General features: G+C 64.2%; 19 protein-coding genes and 2 pseudogenes. 6 read left to right on the top strand and 15 right to left on the bottom strand.

Annotated elements, in window-relative coordinates; translation table 11 throughout:
- Positions 1-29 precede the first annotated feature (29 nt).
- Genes AB0M26_RS03375 through AB0M26_RS03385 form a run of 3 tightly spaced genes read right to left on the bottom strand, consistent with a single transcriptional unit; the run spans position 30 to position 1,983 of the window.
- Positions 30-1,436 carry an FtsK/SpoIIIE domain-containing protein gene (locus tag AB0M26_RS03375; protein WP_365253708.1) on the bottom strand — a complete coding sequence of 469 codons (1,407 nt, stop codon included), beginning with the start codon at positions 1,434-1,436 and terminating at the stop codon, positions 30-32.
- Positions 1,433-1,642 carry a hypothetical protein gene (locus AB0M26_RS03380; protein WP_365253711.1) on the bottom strand — a complete coding sequence of 70 codons (210 nt, stop codon included), beginning with the start codon at positions 1,640-1,642 and terminating at the stop codon, positions 1,433-1,435. Before AB0M26_RS03380 ends, AB0M26_RS03375 begins: the two co-directional genes overlap by 4 nt.
- A complete protein-coding gene (locus AB0M26_RS03385; RefSeq protein ID WP_365253713.1) occupies positions 1,639-1,983 on the bottom strand; it encodes a hypothetical protein in 345 nt (114 codons plus the stop codon). Before AB0M26_RS03385 ends, AB0M26_RS03380 begins: the two co-directional genes overlap by 4 nt.
- A gap of 170 nt (positions 1,984-2,153) precedes the next feature.
- Here AB0M26_RS03385 and AB0M26_RS03390 point away from each other — a divergent pair, with 170 nt between their 5' ends.
- From AB0M26_RS03390 to AB0M26_RS03405, 4 genes and pseudogenes are all read left to right on the top strand, one after another.
- The gene (locus tag AB0M26_RS03390) at positions 2,154-2,723 is read left to right on the top strand and encodes a GntR family transcriptional regulator (protein WP_365253716.1); all 570 of its coding nucleotides are present in this window, start codon (positions 2,154-2,156) and stop codon (positions 2,721-2,723) included.
- Positions 2,724-3,617: 894 nt separating this feature from the next.
- Positions 3,618-3,947: pseudogene (locus AB0M26_RS03395) on the top strand (hypothetical protein); the annotation flags it as partial.
- A gap of 304 nt (positions 3,948-4,251) precedes the next feature.
- Entirely contained in the window at positions 4,252-5,736 is a 1,485-nt protein-coding gene (locus tag AB0M26_RS03400; protein WP_365253719.1) for an AAA family ATPase, read from the top strand.
- Positions 5,737-5,745: 9 nt separating this feature from the next.
- Positions 5,746-6,642, top strand: coding sequence for a hypothetical protein (locus tag AB0M26_RS03405; protein ID WP_365253721.1), 897 nt, complete (start codon positions 5,746-5,748; stop codon positions 6,640-6,642).
- A 63-nt stretch (positions 6,643-6,705) separates the two neighbouring features.
- On the opposite strand, the pseudogene AB0M26_RS03410 reads toward AB0M26_RS03405, so the two are convergent.
- A pseudogene (locus AB0M26_RS03410) lies at positions 6,706-6,863 on the bottom strand (IS5/IS1182 family transposase); the annotation flags it as partial.
- A gap of 185 nt (positions 6,864-7,048) precedes the next feature.
- On the opposite strand from AB0M26_RS03410, the gene AB0M26_RS03415 reads away from it, so the two are divergent.
- Positions 7,049-7,708: an HAD family hydrolase gene (locus tag AB0M26_RS03415; protein ID WP_365253724.1), complete on the top strand. Its 660-nt coding sequence runs from the start codon at positions 7,049-7,051 to the stop codon at positions 7,706-7,708.
- Positions 7,709-7,759: 51 nt separating this feature from the next.
- Here the strand turns inward: AB0M26_RS03415 and tyrS are convergent, their stop codons facing one another.
- From tyrS to AB0M26_RS03450, 7 genes are all read right to left on the bottom strand, one after another.
- Positions 7,760-9,028, bottom strand: coding sequence for a tyrosine--tRNA ligase (tyrS, locus tag AB0M26_RS03420; protein WP_365253727.1), 1,269 nt, complete (start codon positions 9,026-9,028; stop codon positions 7,760-7,762).
- Positions 9,029-9,165: 137 nt separating this feature from the next.
- Entirely contained in the window at positions 9,166-10,308 is a 1,143-nt protein-coding gene (locus AB0M26_RS03425) for a glycosyltransferase family 4 protein (protein ID WP_365253730.1), read from the bottom strand.
- On the bottom strand, positions 10,305-11,183 hold the full coding sequence (locus AB0M26_RS03430; RefSeq protein ID WP_365253733.1) for an aminoglycoside phosphotransferase family protein: 879 nt from the start codon (positions 11,181-11,183) through the stop codon (positions 10,305-10,307). The genes AB0M26_RS03425 and AB0M26_RS03430 overlap by 4 nt, the downstream gene beginning before the upstream one ends.
- Before the next feature lie 80 nt (positions 11,184-11,263).
- A complete protein-coding gene (locus AB0M26_RS03435; protein WP_365253735.1) occupies positions 11,264-12,325 on the bottom strand; it encodes a glycosyltransferase family 9 protein in 1,062 nt (353 codons plus the stop codon).
- Positions 12,322-13,815, bottom strand: a complete 1,494-nt coding sequence (locus AB0M26_RS03440; protein WP_365253813.1) for a pyridoxal-dependent decarboxylase — start codon at positions 13,813-13,815, stop codon at positions 12,322-12,324. The genes AB0M26_RS03435 and AB0M26_RS03440 overlap by 4 nt, the downstream gene beginning before the upstream one ends.
- Before the next feature lie 228 nt (positions 13,816-14,043).
- The gene (locus AB0M26_RS03445; RefSeq protein ID WP_365253815.1) at positions 14,044-14,502 is read right to left on the bottom strand and encodes a DUF4254 domain-containing protein; all 459 of its coding nucleotides are present in this window, start codon (positions 14,500-14,502) and stop codon (positions 14,044-14,046) included.
- A gap of 701 nt (positions 14,503-15,203) precedes the next feature.
- Positions 15,204-15,434 carry a hypothetical protein gene (locus AB0M26_RS03450; protein WP_365253737.1) on the bottom strand — a complete coding sequence of 77 codons (231 nt, stop codon included), beginning with the start codon at positions 15,432-15,434 and terminating at the stop codon, positions 15,204-15,206.
- Between the two features lie 126 nt (positions 15,435-15,560).
- Between AB0M26_RS03450 and AB0M26_RS03455 the strand changes: the two genes are divergently transcribed.
- Positions 15,561-16,904 (top strand): helix-turn-helix transcriptional regulator, encoded by a 1,344-nt coding sequence (locus tag AB0M26_RS03455; protein WP_365253739.1) that lies wholly within the window; start codon positions 15,561-15,563, stop codon positions 16,902-16,904.
- On the opposite strand, the gene AB0M26_RS03460 is transcribed toward AB0M26_RS03455, so the two are convergent.
- The 4 genes from AB0M26_RS03460 to AB0M26_RS03475 form a co-directional block, all read right to left on the bottom strand.
- Positions 16,840-17,415: an NUDIX hydrolase gene (locus AB0M26_RS03460; protein WP_365253741.1), complete on the bottom strand. Its 576-nt coding sequence runs from the start codon at positions 17,413-17,415 to the stop codon at positions 16,840-16,842. The genes AB0M26_RS03455 and AB0M26_RS03460 overlap by 65 nt on opposite strands.
- Positions 17,416-17,537: 122 nt before the next feature.
- A complete protein-coding gene (locus AB0M26_RS03465) occupies positions 17,538-18,188 on the bottom strand; it encodes a hypothetical protein (RefSeq protein WP_365253744.1) in 651 nt (216 codons plus the stop codon).
- A 74-nt stretch (positions 18,189-18,262) separates the two neighbouring features.
- A complete protein-coding gene (locus tag AB0M26_RS03470; protein ID WP_365253747.1) occupies positions 18,263-19,822 on the bottom strand; it encodes a class I SAM-dependent DNA methyltransferase in 1,560 nt (519 codons plus the stop codon).
- The gene (locus AB0M26_RS03475) at positions 19,819-21,240 is read right to left on the bottom strand and encodes a restriction endonuclease subunit S (RefSeq protein WP_365253750.1); all 1,422 of its coding nucleotides are present in this window, start codon (positions 21,238-21,240) and stop codon (positions 19,819-19,821) included. The genes AB0M26_RS03470 and AB0M26_RS03475 overlap by 4 nt, the downstream gene beginning before the upstream one ends.
- Positions 21,241-21,271: the final 31 nt, after the last annotated feature.

Consider the following 21,271-nt stretch of genomic DNA (forward strand, 5'->3'; position numbering starts at 1 on the left):
TTTCAGGGGCGGTTGGCGTTGGGCAGAGGTCAGGCTGCGGGCGGTTCGCTGTGCTGGGGTGGCTCGGGCTTGCGCAGGCTGAGAGCGGTGAGACTGGCGAGCAGCTCGGCAGGGTCCTGGGTGAGGTGGGCGGTGGCGTTCGCTATGGCGGCAACATCGTGGGGGTCCATGCGGGGGGTGCGGACCCGTACGAAGCCGGGGCGTCCTTCGGCGGCCATGGAGGCCACGCCGACGTAGTGGGATCCCTGGAGGTTGATCGGATCAGCGTCCGGCCAGTTGCGGATGTCCTCGCCCAGGGCTGCCACAGAGGCATCTGTGGTGCGCTGTCCGAAGGAGAGGGCGGCACTGCACACGTCACGGATGGAGGTGGGGATGGCATCGCCGGTTGCCTTCTGGGTGGCCAGGACGGTGAAGATGCCGACCGAGCGGCCCATCTTGACCAGCGTCTCAACCAGCCGTGTGTTTTCTGCCGCCAGGGCTGCGAGCTTCTTCGTCTTCGGGTCGCTGCCCTTGTGGTCACGGAAGAACGTGTGGGACTCGTCGATCACGAAGATCACGAGAGGCCAATCGACGCTGGGGCCGACGTGCCACATGTTCGGGGTGCCCAGCACCTTCCTGGCCGACACAGTGCGCTCCCTTAGGAGCTTGACCAGCCGCGTGAACAGCGCGTTCGCTTCTTCCAGGTCGTGACCGGCATGGGCGAACAAGCGCGGTATTGCGTCCGCGTAATCGCCGTACGGCGCATCGTCCACCTTTCCATCGAGGAGCGCGAACTGGACCGCCGGCGACGGGGCGAAGCGGGTGATGAGGGTGGTGAGCAGGTTGGACTTGCCGCCTCCGACACCGCCAGCCACGGTCGAACCGGACTTCTCCTTGATTTCGACGGACACGGCCCCGCCGTACTCGTCCGTGCCCACCGGCCACACCGACAGCGCATCAGGGGGTCGTCCGGTCGGCTTGTACACGGTGCGATCGGTCAGTGGGTCCCAGCGCACCGCGCGCATGACGGCATAGCCCGGCCTGCCGGGCTCGACCGCAACACGGGCGCAGCCCCACGCGTCGGCCAGGAACCGAGCCTTGTCTTGGAGTTCCTTGATGCCGACTCTAGGCAGCAGCTTGATCCCGATGATCACACCGAACGGGTCCGGCGTGGTCCGAATCGTGGGGACCAGCTCACGCGGCTTGGGCTCGGACCCGTCCCTCGTCGTATTGAGAAAGGCCAGAGGGGGCGGAGTGCGGTCGATGACCGACAGCCCCGCCATCTTGGCCAGCCGATGCCAGGTCGCGCGGATACGAACCGCCTGCCGGATGCTGCGGCGCGTCCCCTCGTCCGCCCGCAGATACCGAACTAGCTTGATAGCGGCCCATACGAGTAGCACCGCGCCGATGACCGTGGCCACTACCGGCGCATGGCCGGTGATCTCTTCGGGACTCATTCCTGTGTACCCCCTTTTGTCGTGTCGCCGTAGATGAATCCGAAGAGCGCCGACCTCGACTTCAACAGGTCTCGCTGGCTCGTGATCGGCGGGTAGCCGTGCTTCACCAGCACTGCTTCCACGTCCAGGACCGGCCCGAGGGTGAAGCGGGAATCGCCATCCCCCTCGGGCCACGCCGGATGCGCGCACGGAAGAACCAGCGTCACTGCGCCAGCTCCAGGGCCTTGGCCCGATAGGAAAGGCCCGAGTTGACCTGGTCGCCGAACCCCTTGTTCGCCCAGACCGAGGCGATCATCTCCACCGGCCGCACCTGCATCCCCGGCGTGATCGCCTCGGGGATCTGCGACTCGGGCACAGTCACCTTGATGACCTGGGCCCGGTCCTTGAATGTCTCGGCCAGGGTGATCACCGACAGCACCTCGGCGGTCTCCCGGTCGAAGGCGCGGACCTTCGGCGCGTCGTCGGCGCCCTGCATCTTGTCGACCGGCGGCATCACGACCATGTACGTCGACAGGTCGGTGTTCACCAGCACGCTGGCCTTGGCCATACAAATCACTCCCTAGTTGGCAGACCGTGTGTTCGGTCTGGCGTGGGTCAAGTTGTAGCTGAACTGCCCTAGGGCGGTCAAGGGCGATCAAGGTCGCCCTAGGTGATCGTTCCAAGGGGTCACCCGGGCGGGATGTCCAGGGCGGCCTAGGGCGAACTATCCTCCGAGGTATGAGCCTGCCTTCCGACGATCCGCGCCCGCCCTATCTGCTGGCTGCGGACAAGCTGCGAGACGAGATCGCCTCGGGTCGGCTCAAGCCCGGCGACCGGCTTCCCTCGTCGCGCGCGCTGCGGGACAAACTCGGCATCGCCAACAACACCGTGTACCGGGCGTTGGACGTGCTGCGCGAGGAAGGGCTCATTTACTCCGTGCACGGCCGCGGCAGCTACGTCAGCGACCCCGACGCCAAGCCGGAGACAGACGCCCTGGCCGAGCTTGCCGGGGAATTCACCTTCGACCTCACGCCCCCGGCCTGGTACACCGCCAATGTGTCCGAGGCGGCTGTCTCCGAGAGTCAAGCGCCAGCCGACAAGGCGTCGAGCACGACCGCCGCGAAGGGCGGTGAGCCCAGCGTTAAGCGGGCTAGGCCAACCGGAGAGACCAGTCTGCTGACAGAAATCCTCACCACCGTCCGCGATCAACTCCGCGACATGTCCGCGTACATCGGTGAACTCAGCCAGCACGTTGCGACTCTTGAGGCCAAGGTCGAGCGACTGGAAAGCCGGGAGTACGACCGCTGATCGCGGCGACCCGGGCGTCCAGGTCTGCAACGGTCCGGCGCATGCCGTCCAGTAGTTCCACGATCTCCGTGAGCAACGCGCGATCCGTATCGTTCACCGTGGTCCTCCCCGTGTCTGAGCTGCTTCCTACCGCAGCTCGGTAGCAATTCCCCGCGTAGACGCTGTGATTTCGCGACCCCTGCGGCCACGGGTCCCAATCTGAACGGCGTTTCCGATGGGCGCATCCGGCATCCCGTCCTGCGGCAAGCAGGGACCTGAGATCCCGCCCTGCGGGCAACCGATTCGGCCGCATCCCATCTGATGCACCGCCATCTCCTTTCCCACCCTTGTCCCTTCCGGGTTGTGTCGGCCCCGCGAACTAACGGTCAGCATCGGATGGACGCCGGGAGATGCGCGAGGCAGGCTGATGAGCCGCGTACGCGGCTTGACAGCACCGGCGCGGCAGTGGGCCCAGGAAGGCGCGTTCAAACTTTCCATACTGGATCAAGGCGGCCCGCCAGAGGCGGGCCGCGCGGCGCGGCGGCTGTGCCGCCGCTGCGTTCATGTCTGCCGCCCCACTTCGCGACGGCTCCGCCGCTCGCGCCGCAGAACCGAACAGGCGAGCCGTCCAGGCCCCGTCAGGAAGTCCAACGTGACCATTCCTGCACCGCTTCCCGGCAGCGGCCACGCCCACTCCCCGGCCAGACGCGCAGCCCAGCCAAATCCGCAGACCTCCGAGCGGAGACGCACGGAGACCGGCGCCAATTACGCGAGCTGTCAGGCTGAGAGATAGGGGGAATCACGTGGCTGAGGCCGAAGATGACTGACCGAACCGGAACAACCAGCCCCTGTCGTTGAGCGTCTTCCAACCTGCGATGTAGGTTGGCCAGTTGGGCTGATAGACACGTGAAACCCTTGGTAGACGGGTTTTCGACCAAGAAATCCGTCTCTGCTTGCTTCCCGTCCGGCGTCGACGTGTCCAGCTCTGCCCTGCGCTTCCTGTCCGCCAAGCTCCGCCAGCACCGCCGGGAGCTCGGCACTCGCTGGCGGCGTCTGAGCGCCGTTCGGCAGGCTCTGCTCACCCTCGCCGCGCATCTCCGCAAACGGGCACCCGTATGCCCAGCTCGCAGCAGGGTCGGCATCGGAACCACGACCGCATACCGGTACATCACCGAGGCCGTGGAGGTCTTGGCCGCCCTCACTCCGACCCTTGCGGAGGCGGTCCGGACGGCATCGACGAAGGCGCAGTCTTCTGAATGGCTGACGCATTCCGCAACCGCCGTGCGGAGTGCGGATCCGGCTCCTGGCCGACCGGGCGCCGGCTCTGCTCGAGAGCCTGCGCGAGCGAGACCCGACAGAGCGCCCGCTCGTGATCGTGTTACGAGCTTAGGATTGGGATGTCGCCCACTTAGCCGGGCGGAGCAGCGGAGAGTGTTCAGGGGGCGGCGTGCGGTTCGTTGTACATGACCGGGGGGACCGTATCCCGCTTGATCCCCGGCCGCTCGCCGTACTGGTCAGAGACTCCTGGGACGACTTCGGATGGCGCACCATGTTCCGCCTTCAAGTCGTCGACAACCGGGGACGTCACGACATCGGCCATGTGAAGATCGCATCGTTCGACATGGAGCCGGGCGCCGAGACCGTCGTGCAGCTCCCGTCGTCTTTCACGATGCTGTCAGACGAATACTTCTCCGTCGGGCAGGACGATACCTACTACGAGAGGCTCAACGAACTGGCCGGCGGTACGTCCGAGGCTGTGCTGCGCGGGCTGCAGGACATGGCTCTGGACGAACGGGTGTTCGCCTCGGCGCAGGGTCAGGAAGTCACGCGCGTTTCGTTGATGCGCTCACTCAGGACTCACACGGTCGAAGGTCAATTCCGGCGCGTAGCCCGAGGGGGAGTGCGCCGCACCTCCTTCAACATCGGCTACGTCTCCCCCACGCAAGATGGTGGTGATCGTCTGACTCTCGGCTTCCGGGTCATTCCTGGTCAGCAGCCGCCGTCCAACATCCATGTTCTCACCGGTCGCAACGGGGCGGGCAAGTCAGTCTTGCTGCAGCGACTCTCGCGGGCAGTCGCCGATCTTCAAGCCGACCCCGAGGAGGTGGGTTGGATCTTCGAAGTAGAGGCGGCTAGGGAGCCGGCAATTCCCCGCACTGCCTATGACGTCACGGCAGGGCGTTCCTTCGCCAACCTCGTCCGGGTCTCCTTCAGCGCCTTCGACACCCCACCTCTGCTGCCTGAGGACGTGGAGGACTTTCCCACGGTTTACGTAGGTTTGTGCCAGCCGTCGGTCCAGGGGCAGACCCCGCAAATGAAGTCACCAGCCCGGCTCAAGAAAGAGTTCGCCCAGAGCCTGGACGTCTGCCTCGGTACCGCCGAGTTGCATGAACGGTGGACGGCCGCCCTACAGACCCTGTCGTACTCCGGCAGTGGTCTGTTGCCCCAGGGATGGCTGAGCTCGTACACCAGAATTAATCCCACCGCACGCCGACGCACCGTGGCCCGCAGCCTGTTCAACTCGCTCAGTTCCGGCCACAAGGTCGTCCTGCTGACTATGACGAGGCTCGTAGAGAACGTCGGTGAGCGCACTCTGGTCCTCATCGATGAGCCGGAAACGCACCTGCATCCCCCTATGCTTGCGGCGTTCGTCCGAGCTCTGTCGGATCTCCTGACCGACCGCAACGGACTCGCGATTGTCGCCACGCACTCCCCGGTAGTCCTCCAAGAGGTCCCCTCCGAGTGCGTTTGGAAGCTGCTGCGTCACGGCGATCAGTTCACTGCACTCCGGCCGACCATCGAAACCTTCGGGGAGAACGTCGGCGTCCTCACTCACGAGGTCTTCGGCCTGGAGGTCACTGACACTGGGTTCCACCGCGATCTCAGCCGCACGGTCAACGACGGGCTCTCCTATCAGGAGATCCTCGAACGTTTCCGGGGCCGACTGGGCGGCGAGGCCCGCATCATTGCCCGCTCGTTGATTGCCGAGCGTGACACCCGTTCCGCTGACGGCAGCCTGCGGGGTGACGACTGAATGATCCCAATGGACAAGCCCACCCTGGACAGCGGAGCCGTCTACGACATCTGCACAGCCACAGCCCGCCCTTCTGGCGTTTGTAAGGCCCTGCAAGGGCTGAAGGAAATTGTTGTTAAAGCGGCGGCCGCATATGAGGTTGCCGCAGCCCAGCAGGCCCAGCACACCCTCAGTCACCTCAAACATCAACCCGATGGTGAGCCGGCCGCCAAGCCCGCCGAGGCCGCCAAGGTCGCCAAGGCCGCCAAGGCCGCCAAGGGCAGTCTCAACGAGCAACTGAAGAAGACCTATGTCAACCGCATGGTTGGCGGGGCCGGACGCGCTGTTTACGACAAGCTTCGCGGCAGCTGCCACGGGCTGTGCGCCCTATGCGGGCACGGTGCCGCGGACACCCTCGATCATCAGATGCCGAAGGACTCCTTTCCGCTGCTGTCCGTTGTACCCGTCAACCTCGTCCCGGCCTGCTCCAGGTGCAACCATCAAAAGAGGGAGCAGGCTCCGACGTATGCGGGTGACCAGACGCTTCACCCCTACTTCGACGGGGATGTCCACGATCATCTGTGGTTGTTTGCCCGGATCACCGGGCCCCCTAAGCCCTCGGTAATCTTCTATGTCGACCCTCCAGCGGACATGCCGCCCACCTTTGCCGCACGTGCCCGCCACCACTTCGCCGCGCTGGATCTGTCGGGACTCTACAACTCGCAGATCGGCAACGAGCTGCGCTCCCTCGGCATGAGCCTGGCCAAACACCCCTTGCTGCCTGCAGAGCTGCGTGGGCACCTGCAGGAGACCGCAGAGATTAAGGCCGCTGTCGAAGGGCGTAACTCCTGGAAAGCGGCGCTGTACCGAGGGCTAGTCGACAGCACCTGGTATGTGGACGGCGGTTGGGAGGAGCCCTGGAAGTGATACCGAACCCGTCGCTTGCCAACAAATGGACCCCAGTCGGCGGACACAGTGAGGGTTTTCCACTCAGTCCGAGCTCGCCAAATGCAGGCAGCGACTGTTTGGACGCGGCTCGTGATGCGGGTGGTCGGGCATCGCAGTTTGCGGAGCAGGAGTCGCCAGGACTTGCAGGTGGCGACGGCCTGTTCGGCAAGGGCTCAGATCTTCGCGTGGGAGCGGTTGACCTCTGGCGGAGACGGATTTCTTGGTCGAAACCCGCCTACCAGGGGTTTCACGTGTCTATCAGCCCAACTGGCCAACCCGCATTGCAGGTTGGAAAACGCTCTCATTGTTCGTTGAACGACAGCAATGCGGGACGGACAGCCACACAGTGCACGGGGTTAGACACGTCATGCCTACACTGCCGACCATGATGCGGAGCCCTGCTGAGCTGGTGATCTTCGATTGTGACGGCGTGCTAGTGGACAGCGAGCGAGTATGCGTCAAAGTGGACGCGATGATCATGGCGGACCTTGGGTGCGTGTTCACCGAGGAGGAGATCATCGAGAAGTTCGTCGGCTCGTCCACCGAGGTCTACACGGCTGTCGTGGAGGAACAGCTCGGACGGCGTCTGGAGAAGGACTGGCTGCAGCAGTACGAGCATCTGTATCAGGCGGCTTTCGAAGCGGAACTCACTGCTGTCGACGGCGTCACAGAAGCCCTGAATGACCTCATCACACCCATCTGCGTCGCGTCGAACACTGACCACGCCAGCCTCAGGAGAAACCTGGAGCTCGTTGCGCTGAGCGACTACTTCGAGGGGCGAATCTTCAGCGCAGCCGACGTCCCCCGAGGCAAGCCTGCCCCCGACCTCTTCCTGCATGCTGCTCGATCCATGGGCGTGGAGCCCCGCGCGTGCGCGGTGATCGAGGACAGCGCATACGGAGTTGAGGCGGCCCGTGCCGCCGGCATGCGGGCCTTCGGTTACTGCGGCGGTCTCACACCAGCCTCGCGGCTGGAAGGACCAGGCACAACCCTGTTCGACGATATGCGCGATCTGCCCAAGCTGCTGGCAGCCGCTACCCCTTGAACTATCGCAGTGCCCTGCCCGCTACCCCTCGGAAGACACCTCCGGTCGGCTTCAGACCCCGGTGACCTCGATCGCAGCTAGGTTCTTCTTGCCCCTGCGCAGCACCAGCCAGCGCCCGTGCAGCAGCTCGTCGGCCGTGGCTACCGCGTCCTCGGCGGTCACTTTTACGTTGTTCACGTAGGCGCCACCCTCCTTCACGGTGCGGCGGGCGGCCGACTTGCTTGCCACCAGGCCGACCTCCGCGAACAGATCGGTGACCTGGCCGAGATCGCTCACCTTGGCGTTCGGGAGCTCGGAGATCGCGGCGGCCAGAGTCGCCTCGTCGAGTTCGACGAGCTCGCCCTGTCCGAACAGCGCCTTCGACGCGGCAATCACGGCGGCGCACTGGTCGGCGCCGTGCACCAGCGTGGTCAGCTCCTCGGCGAGCGCACGCTGCGCGGTACGGGCTTGCGGCCGCTCCTCGGTCAACTTCTCCAACTCCTCCAACTCCTCGCGGGACTTGAAAGAGAGGATGCGCATGTACCGCGAGATATCCCGGTCGTCCGTGTTCAGCCAGAACTGGTAGAACGCGTACGGCGTGGTCATCTCGGGGTCGAGCCAGAGGGTGCCAGTCTCAGTCTTGCCGAACTTGGTGCCGTCCGCCTTCGTCATAAGCGGCGTCGCGAGCGCGTGCACGTTGGCGTGCGGCTCCAGGCGGTGGATCAGATCCAGACCGGCCGTGAGGTTGCCCCACTGGTCGCTGCCGCCCGTCTGGAGGGTGCAGCCGTACCGTCGGTACAGCTGAAGGAAGTCCATGGCCTGGAGCAATTGGTAACTGAACTCCGTGTAGCTGATGCCTTGTTCGGAGGCCAGGCGCTGGGCGACGGAGTCCTTGGTGAGCATCTTGTTCACCCGGAAGTGCTTGCCGATGTCCCGCAGGAACTCGATTACGGAAAGGCCCGCGGTCCAGTCAAGGTTGTTGACCATGGTCGCCGCATTGTCGCCCTCAAAGGAGAGGTACGGCTCGATCTGTGCGCGCAGCCGGGTCACCCACTGGGCGATGGTCTCCGGGTCGTTCAGTGTGCGCTCGGCGGTCGGCCGAGGGTCGCCGATGTGGCCGGTCGCGCCGCCCACAAGCGCCAGCGGCCGGTGCCCGGCTTGCTGGAGCCGGCGGAGGGTGAGTACCTGCACCAGGTGGCCGACGTGCAGGCTGGCCGCGGTCGGGTCGAAGCCGCAATAGAACGTGACGGGTCCATCCGCGAGAGCCTTGCGCAATGCATCCTCGTCAGTGGCGTGGGCGATCAGCCCGCGCCACGTGAGCTCGTCGACGATGGCCGTCACAGTCCTGTGTCTCCTTGAGTCGTGTAGCGAGTGTGGCGGCTAGTTTAGAGCTCCGCCCGGGCTTCTGTGTTTGCCCTGGTCAAGGGCCGAGTGCGGGGAGGAGCAGCCAAGATCACCCTGCGCCTGGGTGTTCTGCATCACACAGTTCCGAACCATGCGTCGAGCAGCTGGTTGGCGACAGTTTCGCTGTGATTGCGGTAGTCACGCACGAGTGCTCTGCCATTGGCCACGAATCGGGTCCTGAGTGCCGGATCGTGATCGATTACGTCGATCGCTTGACCGAGATCCCGCGCGGTCCGCTTGATGTCCTTCGGGGCAACCACGGGATGTAGAACGCCGCCCTCGAGCTCGTAGCCGGCTATCGGTGGCGGGTCGACGAACATCGCGGCGTTTCCGAGTTCAGGCAGGCTGCCTATCCGGTGAGCTACGACGGGGACGCCTGCCTCCATTGCCTCAAGCGTGACCCGCGCGAGCCCTTCCGGGCCCAGGGAGGGCACCAGCAGAATCCTGGTGCGGCTGTAGATCGTGGTGGGATCCAGGGCAAACGGGGCCACTTGGACGTTTGGTGAGGGTGGTGCGTACGCCGGGACGTCGGGCCAGGTCTCCACGACAAGGTAGGCGTCGCTGGGGCGCTGGCGAATGAGCGCGTCCCAAACGCACCGGCCCTTGATGGGGTGGTGATTGATCAACGTCACGAACCGGTCCTCCGTGCCTGTGGGGACCGGGCTGACTCGGCGCTCGGGCAGGAGATTGGGGAGCACCTGCGCAGGCACACCGGTCTGGCTATGGAAGGCGTCGGCGATGGTCTGGCTGACCGCGTGCACGCTGGCCCGCCGCATCAGGTCGTAGTAGCACCGGACCTCGTCGGCTGGGTGATCAGTGCTCGTGGGGTAGAGCTGGTCGGTCACGAGCATGGCTACCTGCCGACCGCTCGCGAGGCATTCGTCCAGAACGGCATGATGCGCTTCACTGAGGCGGACCGCGCACGAGTTGAGCAGGATCACGTCGGGGTCCAGGTCGTTCAGAACATCGTGAAGAGCCCGCCGGTAGGCGCTCGCTGACCCCGGGGCACTGATGAAGGTTTCGTGGACGGTGCAACCCTGGACTACTCGGGTTCTGCGTTCGACTCCAGGACTCTCGTGTTGGGCAATACAGGCGAGGCTGGCTGGGTGCCCTCGAGTGACGACGCGTCGCAGCAGTTCGCGAACCTGGAGGAACAGGCCATTGGTGAAGCCCTCGCGGGTGAAGTCGTCGATACTCACGAAGACGGCACCGGTCATGGCGTGCGCTCCTTGTGGGCCGCTGCGGCGGCGAAGGCGTCGAGCAGAGTCCAGAGCCGGGCGGCGATCTGGCTGTCAGCCGAGGGCGGGCCGGTGACGCTGAGGGGACTGGGGGCGAGCATTTTGAGGCAGGCGATCGCTGAGTACAGGTCGAATACGCGCCTTCGAATTGGGCCGACGCAGAGCGGCGCGGCAACATGTTCGATGCAGTCTGCCTCCGGTCCACGAGCCAGAAGGCCGGCGCGAGCGACGCCGAGCGGGTATAGGGCGTCACCGAATCCGACCTCGTCCAGATCGACGATCGCCGTGACTCTCCCGCTATCCACCAACACGTTCTGGTGAGTGGCATCGATCAGATAGGGCAACGGGTCGATGCGATCGAACGCAGGGCGTAGCTCGCAGATGGTGTTGCGGATTTCTCCGATGGCTGGTCTCTGCTGCTGTGAGGGCGGTAGTTGATCGAACGCGCCGGTGAAGTACTCCCAGAGCACGTCCGACCAGCGGGAGTGGCAACGAATGTCGTCGTAGCTGGCGATGCCGCCGTATCCAGGACCTGGCGGAAGGTCGTTCATGCGGTCTTGGATATCGAGCAGATCGTTGGCGACCGTGCACTTCTCGGTGGCAGAAAGGCCGGCATAGACATTGCAGAGGTCATCCCCGGGGACTCGCTCAAGGAGCATGATCGGCCAGGGCGCTACCGTTCCGGTCAGGTCCATGGACAGCACGCGGGGAACGGGCACTCCCACGCGCGCGAGCTGGCGCCGCCAGTACGCGAATCCTGTGAAGCACTCGGAGCGGTCGTGTCGTGTGATCCGCACTATCACGGACTCACCGGACATCAACTCAACCGTGAACACGAAGTGACTGCGGCCCATCGGGATTCGGTGCGCGGTCACGGCCTCTTGGCGCAGGAATCGACTGGCTGCCTGGAGGACTGCCTGTTCTGTCGGAGGCTTCACGGCAGGAGCAACTCTGTTGCCGCGAGCGGGATAACGCTCAGGCTTGCGTACCCTCGAAAGAACGACCAGGTCGTCTCGAAGTCGTCGGTGCTGACGATCAGTCCAGGGACTCCGAGGCAACCCGCGAGGTGGCCCAGGCCACTGTCGCACCCCACAAAGAGACGGCATGACAGTAGGCGGTCGACCATCTCGGGAAGATCCGCGCGTACGTAGGCGAGGTCCTGGCCGAGGTACTCCTCGGTGTCTGGGCCGCCAAGGACCCGCACTTCGCCGTGTTCTGCCACCTGGCTCAGAAGACGCTGGGCGAAGTGTCGGGGCGGTGGGGTGCCAGAACGCGCGTCAAGCTGGCAATAGACCACGTCCTCTTGGCTGCCAGGCATTGGTGCGTGCCGGAGGGGAAGTGGTGGTGCTTGTTGGCGGGCTCGCCCCCCGAACGCGTCGGTGAGGGCGTGGTTGAATCGGTCAAGCCATGGGAGGCTCCATGAAGATCGGGCAAAGATCGCGTCGCCACTGATCGCTTCGCTGGGCGCAGGGACATAGTTCACCCGCTCGCACGCGAACACTTCGACAACTTCGGCGAGGGCAGGCGAACCGGTGATGGCAATTGACGCCACGCCGTTGTCGCGGCAGTAGTGCTCCAGGCCAGTTGCGATGCCCAGCGCATCGCCGAGACGATTGTGCCGGGTGAACCGCATCACGGATCCCTCAGGAAGCGTCGACGGTGGGGTGTCCGCCTCTGAAGGAACTCCTGCCGCGTGGGTGAGTTGCTCGCTTAGGCAGCGCAGCCCGCGTTGGCCGCAGCGCCACGTCCGGGGAACCGCCGCGATGTCCACTGCGGGATCCCGGTGGGCATCAACAAAGCGCACTTCATCGAAGCCGAATTCCTCGATGAGTTCACCGATCGCGGGTGCCCCGGTCACCTCGACTTGAGCCAGCCCATGCCTTCGGGCGTAGGAGGCCAGCCCAGCCGTCAACTCGACGCAGTCACGGACAGGTAGGTCGGGGGCGGCGAAGCGCGTCGGCAGCTCCGCTGGTCCCCTTATTGATTGTCGGTTCACCGGGCCCCCTCGTACGCATCTGTATCCGGATGCATGGCGTCGAACTGTCGCTTGCCCTTGAGGAGGCGCACGACCAGCTCTCTGGCGTGAGAATCGGAGAAGTACGGATTGAGGGAGTACACCCGCAGAGCCACAACCGGCTCTCCAGTCGGTGTGTAGAACGCCGCGGAGGTCTTGCTCACCGCGAACTGTTCGGCGTCCGGTAGGCGTTGACGCGACAGCCACGTGAACAGGTCAGAGGTGTACTGGTTTATCCGGCGTACCGAGTTGGTGTCGCCGAAGTCCTCTTCCTCAGCGGCCGGGTCATCCGGCGGGTAACAGCGCAAGAACACATCCGGACCGTACGAACGGCTGTTGACGGCTTTCGCGTCTCGAGCTGCCAAGGCATCGACGTGGCCCCGGAGCGCCTCGGCTGTCTCAAGCGCGTGACCCAGTAGTCGCCGCAACCCCTGCTTGCCTAGGGTCTGCAGGCCAATCCAGGTTGCGACCATGTTCGCCGCTGACCTCGACGTTTCCAATGTGAAGGTCCCGGGGTTGTAGGCGTCCTTGTCGTGAAACAGCGGCGTCATCACCCCACCGTCGCGGCGTAGCCGCGAGAAATCCCTCCCGTCTCGCATCACGATCATGCTGGACGTATACGGCGCGAAACCGGTTTTGTGGAAGTCGGTGCCGAACGAGTCCGCGTGCCGCACAGTTCTCAGGCGCTCCACGAGCCGCGACAGCTTGGCCACCACAGGCGGACTGAATCCGAGGGGATTGCGATGCAGGTCGTAGTCGATGAAGCAGAGGTATGCCCACCCGACGACGGTGTCCGCATGCACATGGGGCGTGTAATCCAACAGGTATTCCGCGGTCAACCGGTCCCGCATGGTAACGATCTCGGCGAAGTCATCAACAGCCATATTGGATGTCGTCCCGCCTGCACCGATGATGCACGCCAGTTTGTGCCCGCGTTCCAGTACGTCGCGGCAGGCCGCTTCCATCGACGTCAGGTCTGTGGTCTGGTCGGGCAGCGACGCAGCGGATATGTAGTTTTGGGTGCCGATTCCAAGCCAGGCACAAGCGGACTTATGCGAATAGTGTGCCGGCCAGGAACCGACCACCGAGGTCCCGGGCTCGATCCCACGCTCGGCGTGGTCGGGCTGCGCCTTGGAGATGCCGACGTTGATCGCGTAAAGGTTGGTCGCAGTGCCGCCGAAAGTGAACAGGCCGCCTGCCTGATCCGGGTCGTACCCCGCCAGCCGCGCTAGTGCCCGGGCGCAGGACAGCTCGGCAGATAGGGTCTCCGCGGCGTCCTCTCCGGTGACGCCGTTTGGCATAAACAACGACACCGCGCACAGCGCCGCCAGGTTGACGAACGACGGTGGCGGAACGATGTTCTTGGCGAACATTTGGTGATGCACTTTTACCGATCCAGCCAGCCACCGACGCAGTTGGCCAAGAGTTTCCTCTGATGCGATAGGACTCTCCAACAAACGGCTCTCATCCATCTGTGAGCGCTCGCCTTCTTGGCCCCATCGTGGATATGTGGGCCCCACTCCTTGATGGCTCAGTGCCTCATCGAGAGCGCAGCGGATGAGTTCAACAAGTGCATCGGCGTTGCTGCCGTCAGGGCGTAGGAACAGGCTGTCGCGCCAGTACGCGAAACCGGCCCCATCGCCGGAAAGATCACCTGTCACGGGTGACACCAGCGCCTTGTAGGAGCACCACGACCGCACTCATCGCCCGGGCTTTCCGTAGAGCTTCATGCGTTCGGGTCGGGGCGTGCGCCGTCGCCCGGATACAAGATCCTCGCACGCGACGGCGATAGACCACACAAGGTCGTCACGCTGACGGCGCAGAATCGCGACGCGTTCCACCGCGCTGCCGTCATCCTCGACAAGTCCGGTATGCACGATGCGAAGCGTGAGCACCGACAGGCGGTCAAGCGCCGAGCCGATTGACTCCGTAAGAGGAGGCACGTCTTGGTTCGCAGCCCATGCCGCGCCCAGTATTCGATCGACCTGTTCGATGAGTTTGTGGCGCAGGCTGTTGAGCTTGTCGATCTCCCGTTTGATGGCCGGAATATCTCCGTCTCCCGCTCGCCGCACACGATCCTCGGCGTCCCACTGCCGGCTGTTGACCGCATGTAGCCGGTTCAGCGCCTTCAGCAACTCCGGTGAGGAAGGAAGCGGCATCACGGCGAGAGCGTCCTGGCACCACGCACGACGTTCATCTGACACGTCACGCCGCGATGCACTCTCGATCAGGCACGTGCGCGGATCATGCACTAGACCCAGCCCAGTTGGCGTCCTGGTCATCAGCGGCGATCCCCCTTCGGCTTCTCGTACTGACAGCCTCCGCCGACAGTCATGGGTGACGGCTGTGAGCGCCGGAACGTGGCCGAGCGGGACGCGCACGTAACTCCACGGCCGCTGGTCCGTGAGGCGCGCGACTCGGCGGCCAGACTGACTGCTACGACACCCATACAGGTCTGCTCCCTGTCTCAAGTTGATCTCATGGAACGCTAACAGTTCAGCTAGAACGCTTAGTTGGACTAGCTCGCGATGTTCGAACCTCGATCTACGTGGCGGTGCGGTGGGTCGTCTGGGCGCTGTCACTACGTGCTCCTCACTTGGACCGGCGCCGTGCTGCAACGCTGTCGATGGGAGCTCGGAGAGCAGCCCAAGAACCAGTCAGCCACGGGCGAAGGTGTGCGCCGACGCGGTGGGAAGTCGTTCGGTAGGTTCGCTCAAATGCGAGTGGGGGCCGTGTTGGCCGCCACCCAAGCGGGACGTTTCCCGCTATCTGGTGCCGAGGGTCATTCCGATGACCAGGCCGCACGAGCCGCTGATGCAGATGATGAAGAGCACGCCGGCGTACTGGCCGATGGTGCGCATCACAGCCCGGTCCGACTGTTGCCATTGCGCACGGCCAGGCGGGCGCTCAGTTCTTCACGAGCCCTGAGTGCTGTGACCTTGTCTGGCATGGCGTCCCACTCGATGCCGCCGTCGACCGGCCGCAACTGAACCCGCCCGCCGAGCGCGCCCATGACGACGCCGATCCGGCCACTGTCCCGATCCTTGGCCAGTTCTCCGATGCGTGGTCTGTTCTGCTGGTTGCTCGCCATGCGCAGAAGGATCGCGATTCGCGAGCCCAGGCAGAAAGGTCCGGCTGATTACCCAACTTGGGTAGCATCACGGGAGGTAGAGAATCAGCGACGATGCGTAGCCCTCGCTAGTGGGAGCTTGCCCCGATGCCCGAGACCTCTCGTCCGCAGGAGTTGCCTGCCAGGCTTCTCGCGAATCCCGAGATGATCAAGGCCTGTCAGATCAGGGACTTCGGGACAGTCTTCAGGCTGGTCAAGACCCAAGCGGGCATCTACCCGTCGATGATCGCCCGGCGTTGTGAGCTGACCCCCAGCCGTGTCGGCGAGGTCATGGCCGGACGGCGACAGCTACAGCACATGGACGTGATCGAGCGCATTGCGGACGGCCTGCGCATCCCGGGCCACATGCTCGGACTCGCCCAGAGGACGTGGGAGACACCGGTAGCCCTTTCGGCAGTTGAGCGAAAGCCGTCCGTGGCAGCAGCACTAGATCGTTCCTCACCCACCGCCGTGCCTGGCTCCGACGTCGACAGCATCCTTGCTCTTACCGCGCGGACCGACCCCAGGCCGTCCACGCTTCAGGCGCTCCGCTCCTCGATCGAGGACTACTGGCGCCGAGATGACCAGCACGGCGGCGAAGCCTTGAGGCCCGCGGTTATCGGTCAGCTTCGCTATGTCCTCGGCCTCCTGAAGGAAAACCAGTCGGCGCCCATCCGGCACGGCCTGTACGGAGTAGCGGCCGAACTCGCCCGCCTCACGGGATGGACGCACTTCGACGCGCGCCAGTACAGCCAGGCACGTTCGTACTTCAGGGAAGCTCTGCAACTTGCCAAGGAGATTGACGATCGGCACTTCATGGCCAACGTCTTGGCCTGCATGAGCTTGCAGGCGACGTACCAGGACAAGCCCACAGACGCACTGGCATTCGTAAGTGCCGCCCAAGATGAGGCCCGAGGTGCCCAAGGCACCACCCCGCGCGTCCTGTCGATGCTGTCCCTACGGGAAGCGTTCGCCCATGCGACCCTCGGCAATAGGGCCGCCACGCATGGTGCCATCGCCGACTCTCATTCCCAGTTCGAGCGGATCCGCTCGAGCGACCCAGATCCGCCGTGGGTGACCTACTTCGACGAGCCGAAGCTGATCGTTGATACCGGCATTGCTCACGGCCGACTGGGTGAGGCGGCGATTGCCCAGCCGATGATCGCTGACGCCTTGCGTAGAGAGGACAGCGCGAACCAGCGAGGGCGCGCGTTTCATGCGCTGTGGCTCGCACGCACTCAACTGAGTCTGGGCAACCTGGACCAGGCGTGTCAGACAGCGACGGGTGCACTGGAACCCGCATCGTCGGTTGCTTCCGAGCGGGTTGCCGGGCACCTGCGGGAGTTCTACGACGATCTGGCCCCACACCGACGTGCACCTGTCGCCGTCACTTTCGAGGCACGTCTCCGGGAGATACTCCCTGCGCAGGTTGGCGGAATGCCTCGTCCATGAGGACATACAGGAGGCCAACGAGAGACCCACTGCTGACGATCTCGCGGCGGTCGATCATGCTCCGGACCTCTGCTAGCGGGATCCACTCGATCCGGTCGGACTCGTTCTTCTCCGTCGGCGGGCCCACGTAGGTGGCACCGTCGGCGCGGAATACATGGTGCTGCGAGTCCGTGATGCCATTCGCCGGCTCGGCGTAGATGAGCGGCGTCATCGGCCCCGGACGCCAGCCGGTCTCTTCGAGCACCTCGCGCGCAGCAGCCTCGCCGGGAGTCTCGTCGGCCTCGACAAGCCCCATGGGGAGCTCCCAAGCCCACGTGTCCGTGATGAAGCGGTGGCGCCACATCATCAGGATCTCTTGCTGGTTGTTGATCACAGTGGCCACGGCCAAGTGGCGAAGCTTTACGACGTGGTATTCCCAACGGCGGCCATCCGGCTGCTCCACGTCGGTCAGCCACACGTTCACCCAGGGGTTCTCGTAGATCGGACGTTCCCCGTGGATCTTCCACTGCATCGCTGCGGCCTCTCTCGCTGGGCTCCTAGCATCCCAGAGCGAGGCAGTCCCCCGGCCACGTTCTCGGCAAATTCGCGTCATGCTGACGAATACTCGCGGACGAGGAAGTGTGTGAGGTCCGCTCACCCCAGCACTTTGGCGATGGCGAGGGCGATCCGTTCGATCCAGTCGATCGCATCGGTCACCTCCGCGTCGGAGATCGGGCGACGGCGCTTCAGGTCGCCGTCCAGCAGGTCCGCGTCGTGGGCGATCCTGTTGCGGCGATCGGTGATCGAGTTGTACTTCTGCTTCAGGGTTTGTGCGTTCATGGACGTACGGCCGTGATTCCACTCGTTGAGCTGCACCGCGGCTTTGGTCCAGATGTCCTCTTCAGTTACCAGCTTGAGCGCCTCGCTGATCTTGCGGGGGTTCTGCAGTGCCGCGTTGCCCCACTTCGCTTTGACGTGCTCTGAGACGGCATCGGCGAGCGTGGTGGTACCGCGACGAACTTCCTCCACCTTGACCAGTGGCAGCTCGAACTTCGTGAGCTGGTAGGGCATGCCGGGGCTGTCCTCCGCGGCCAGCTCGGCGACTTGCCGGTACAGCTCCTCGTGGAACCAGTGGTCGATGGCACTGACGGCCTGTACCCAGGCGGCGCGGTAGAAGTCGCCGATGTCTATGACCGGGGACTGGAAAGCAGCCAGGCTCTGACCGGCGACGATCATTTTCCGGGCGTACTCGAGGTTGGTCAGGAACGCCCGGAACTCGCGCGTCTGCGGCTGTACGGCCGGCATGCAACTCCCCCGTCTCGCTGGTCTGGGAACTCAGGATTCCGGCGAGATCGGGGGAGGGGCAACCCACTTGTGGATCAACCGCTCTCAGTTGGCTCAATCACGTCGGTGTCGGCCGAGACCTCACCACCGAGCGCCTCCACGATGGCGGCGAACTCGGTCAGCGCGGCCTGCAGGTCCTCGACGATCTCCTGAGCGATCACCTCGGGGGGCAGCAGACTGTCGGCGTCGTCGAGCGCCGGGTCCTTCATCCACGTGATGTCGAGATTGACCTTGTCGCGGGTGATGAGCTCGTCGTAGTCGAAGACCTTGAAGCGCTCGGACTCCACCCGCTCGTTGCGTGACTTGCCGGGCAGGTACGCCTCGACGAACTCGTCCAACGCGGCGCGGGTCAGCGGGTGTTGCTTCAGGGTGAAATGCTTCGCTGTACGGAAGTCGTAGACCCAGAGTTTCGAGGTGTTGTGGGCGCCCCCGCTTCGGGGCGGCTTCTTCTCGAAGAACAGGACGTTGGCCTTGACGCCGCCCGCATAGAAGATCCCCGTGGGCAGACGCAGGATGGTGTGCAGGTCGAACTCGTCGAGCAAGCGGCGGCGCACCTTCTCGCCCGCGCCGCCTTCGAAGAGCACGTTGTCCGGGAGGACGACGGCCGCTCGGCCGTTCATCTCCAGCTGCGACATGATGTGCTGGAGGAAGTTGAGCTGCTTGTTGGTGGTGGTGGCGCGGAAGTCGTCCCGCTCGTACGAGATGTCCTCCCTCTCGGCCTTGCCGTCCGTGCCGACGATCGTGATCGCGGACTTCTTGCCGAAGGGCGGGTTGGCGAGGATGAGCGACGCGTGGCGGTCGGGCTTGTCGGCGAGGGCGTCCCCCACAGTGATGAGGGATTCGCCGTCCGCGTCACCGATGCCGTGCAGCAGCATGTTCATCGCGGCCAGGCGGGCCGTGCCGGTGACCAGCTCATTGCCCCAGATCTTGCCGGACCCGAGCGCGAGACGCTGCTCTCGTGACAGGTGCTCCATGTGGTGATTGCGGATGTAGCTGTGTGCTGCGATCAGGAAGCCGCCGGTACCGCAGGCAGGGTCGGTAATCCTGTCCTCGGGCCTCGGCTGCATCACGTCGACCATGGCGTCGATCAGCGCGCGGGGCGTGAAGTACTGGCCAGCGCCCGTCTTGGTGTCCTCCGCGCCCTTGGCGAGCAGGCCCTCGTAGGCGTCGCCCTTGAGGTCCGTCCCCTGGATCGTCCAGTCCTCCTTGCCGATCAGGTCGATGACCAGCTTTTCGAGGAGAGCGGGCTCGGTGATCCGGTTCTGGGACTTGGCGAAGATCGTCCCGAGGGTGGTGCCGGGGTTCTTCGCGAGCTCTTCGAGGGTCTTGCGGTAGTGGACTTCGAGATCGATGCCCTTGAGGCGGGCGAGCGACTGCCAGTCGTACTCGGCTGGTACGACGGACTCGGCCTCCTGTTCCGTGAACGGGTCGGAGGCGATCTCGTCGGCCATCTTGAGGAACAGCAGGTAAGAGAGCTGTTCGACGTACTCGATGGTCGACAGGCCGTTGTCCCGGAGGACATTGCAGTAGTTCCAGAGCTTTGCGACCAGGGTGTTGGTCTGCGCGTGTGCCAGGGCGAGGGATGCGGGGGTCACAGCGGAAGCTCCTGCTGAACGGCGTTCGTGGGGGAGGGAATTGAAGATCTGGGGGGTGGGGGAGGGGCGTCTGCGGCGGCTGTCTTGCGAGGGCGGCGTGTCGCCCGCCTGGACTTGTCGCAGTGGGCTTCGCGCTCGGTGCGGATGCGGTCGAGCAGGACGGAAGCGGGCTCGTCTGCGGGGTCTTGGGGGATTAGCTTGCCACTGAAGGCGCGGCCGAGGAGCGCATGGCGGAGGAGCTTTTCCCTTGTCTGAGCGATGCTCAGGCCCGTCTCCAGTTTGTCCACGCGTTGCATTTCGGTTTCGAGTGTCTCGCCAATGAGCTCTTGATCTCTAGCAGGTGGGATGGGGACCCGGATCCTGGACAACTCGCGCTGAGAAATGTTTCGCATTGAGTCCTTCGTGCCTGTTGCTTTGGCTGAGATCTGAGTACGCACGTAGGGAGACGACAGGACTTGAATTAGCCATGCTTTATCAATTCCTGGGTTAGGTACCAGGCGCAGGCTCTTGTCGCTGAGTAGAAGCTGGGGGCGGCATTGTCCGACGAGAACAGGGGCGCCCACGTATGCAGGAGTATTTGCTCGGCTCACGAGAATATCGCCGGGCTTGATTTCGTGGCGCGGGTCGAAACCCTTCCCAACCGGGACTGCCTTTTGCTCTTCGGCTCGGAACTGGCCCCAGGTCATAGCGCTGACCTTGATGACGCCCCACTCGTCCATGGTCGCGGGTCGGGGGTCACAACGGAAAGATTTCCCTGCCTCGATACGCGTGAGCACATCGTCAAGAGTTCCCCAGGACCAGCCATTCGGCAACGTCGCCTCTGGTTTGTGGCCGCGTGTCACGATATTGCGCAAGCCGCCCCGAAGCGCAGTGAGGCGCGCGATACTCTTGCGCAGGTAGGCTTGCGCTGCGTCGAGACGGGAGAGGTGGTCTTCGAGGGTCTCGACGATGCGGTACTGTTCCGCAAGTGGCGGCACTGGCATTCTGACGCCAGCGATCGCCGACTGGTCGATCTTGGGCATCGAACCTGCCAGCCCCTTTGCATTCGCCTTGAAGTAGTCGCGAACACTTCTGCTGTGCAGCATGAGGGCAGCAAACTCGGGGGTGATGCAGGAATTGACTCTCACGCGAATTAGAAGGTCAGGGAAGATCGCCCAATTTTGAGGCCCCTTGTACAAGGCTGAGATCCCCACGAGTTCAGGTGTGTTCGATCTCTGAATGAGGATGTCTCCGGGCTCCAGCCATAGACCTTCAATACGGCCAGGATCCGCTGAGGTGATCTTCGTATTCTTTTCGCTGAAGTCGTTCAGGGTGACAGCAGTCAGGCTCAGTGTTCGAATCCCATTGGCTTCTTTTGTGGCGCGTGCCGAGTGGCCGTTTCGCAGTGGTTCACGGAGCAACTCTCCGAGTTCTGCCACTGCCCACCCCGCCGGAAGCTCCACGTCACTC

The organism is Streptomyces sp. NPDC051776 (genome assembly GCF_040681345.1).
Taxonomy (GTDB): Bacteria; Actinomycetota; Actinomycetes; order Streptomycetales; family Streptomycetaceae; genus Streptomyces.

Bases quoted from the DNA above. Each gene is read 5' to 3' on its own strand.
- AB0M26_RS03440 (WP_365253813.1), bottom strand. From the start codon at position 13,815: ATGGATGAGAGCCGTTTGTTGGAGAGTCCTATCGCATCAGAGGAAACT.
- AB0M26_RS03390 (WP_365253716.1), top strand. From the start codon at position 2,154: ATGAGCCTGCCTTCCGACGATCCGCGCCCGCCCTATCTGCTGGCTGCG.
- AB0M26_RS03385 (WP_365253713.1), bottom strand. From the start codon at position 1,983: ATGGCCAAGGCCAGCGTGCTGGTGAACACCGACCTGTCGACGTACATG.
- AB0M26_RS03425 (WP_365253730.1), bottom strand. From the start codon at position 10,308: ATGACCGGTGCCGTCTTCGTGAGTATCGACGACTTCACCCGCGAGGGC.
- AB0M26_RS03445 (WP_365253815.1), bottom strand. From the start codon at position 14,502: ATGCCGCTTCCTTCCTCACCGGAGTTGCTGAAGGCGCTGAACCGGCTA.
- AB0M26_RS03375 (WP_365253708.1), bottom strand. From the start codon at position 1,436: ATGAGTCCCGAAGAGATCACCGGCCATGCGCCGGTAGTGGCCACGGTC.
- AB0M26_RS03430 (WP_365253733.1), bottom strand. From the start codon at position 11,183: ATGGGCCGCAGTCACTTCGTGTTCACGGTTGAGTTGATGTCCGGTGAG.
- AB0M26_RS03455 (WP_365253739.1), top strand. From the start codon at position 15,561: ATGCCCGAGACCTCTCGTCCGCAGGAGTTGCCTGCCAGGCTTCTCGCG.
- AB0M26_RS03460 (WP_365253741.1), bottom strand. From the start codon at position 17,415: ATGCAGTGGAAGATCCACGGGGAACGTCCGATCTACGAGAACCCCTGG.
- AB0M26_RS03415 (WP_365253724.1), top strand. From the start codon at position 7,049: ATGATGCGGAGCCCTGCTGAGCTGGTGATCTTCGATTGTGACGGCGTG.
- AB0M26_RS03450 (WP_365253737.1), bottom strand. From the start codon at position 15,434: ATGGCGAGCAACCAGCAGAACAGACCACGCATCGGAGAACTGGCCAAG.
- AB0M26_RS03400 (WP_365253719.1), top strand. From the start codon at position 4,252: ATGTTCCGCCTTCAAGTCGTCGACAACCGGGGACGTCACGACATCGGC.
- AB0M26_RS03405 (WP_365253721.1), top strand. From the start codon at position 5,746: ATGGACAAGCCCACCCTGGACAGCGGAGCCGTCTACGACATCTGCACA.
- AB0M26_RS03465 (WP_365253744.1), bottom strand. From the start codon at position 18,188: ATGCCGGCCGTACAGCCGCAGACGCGCGAGTTCCGGGCGTTCCTGACC.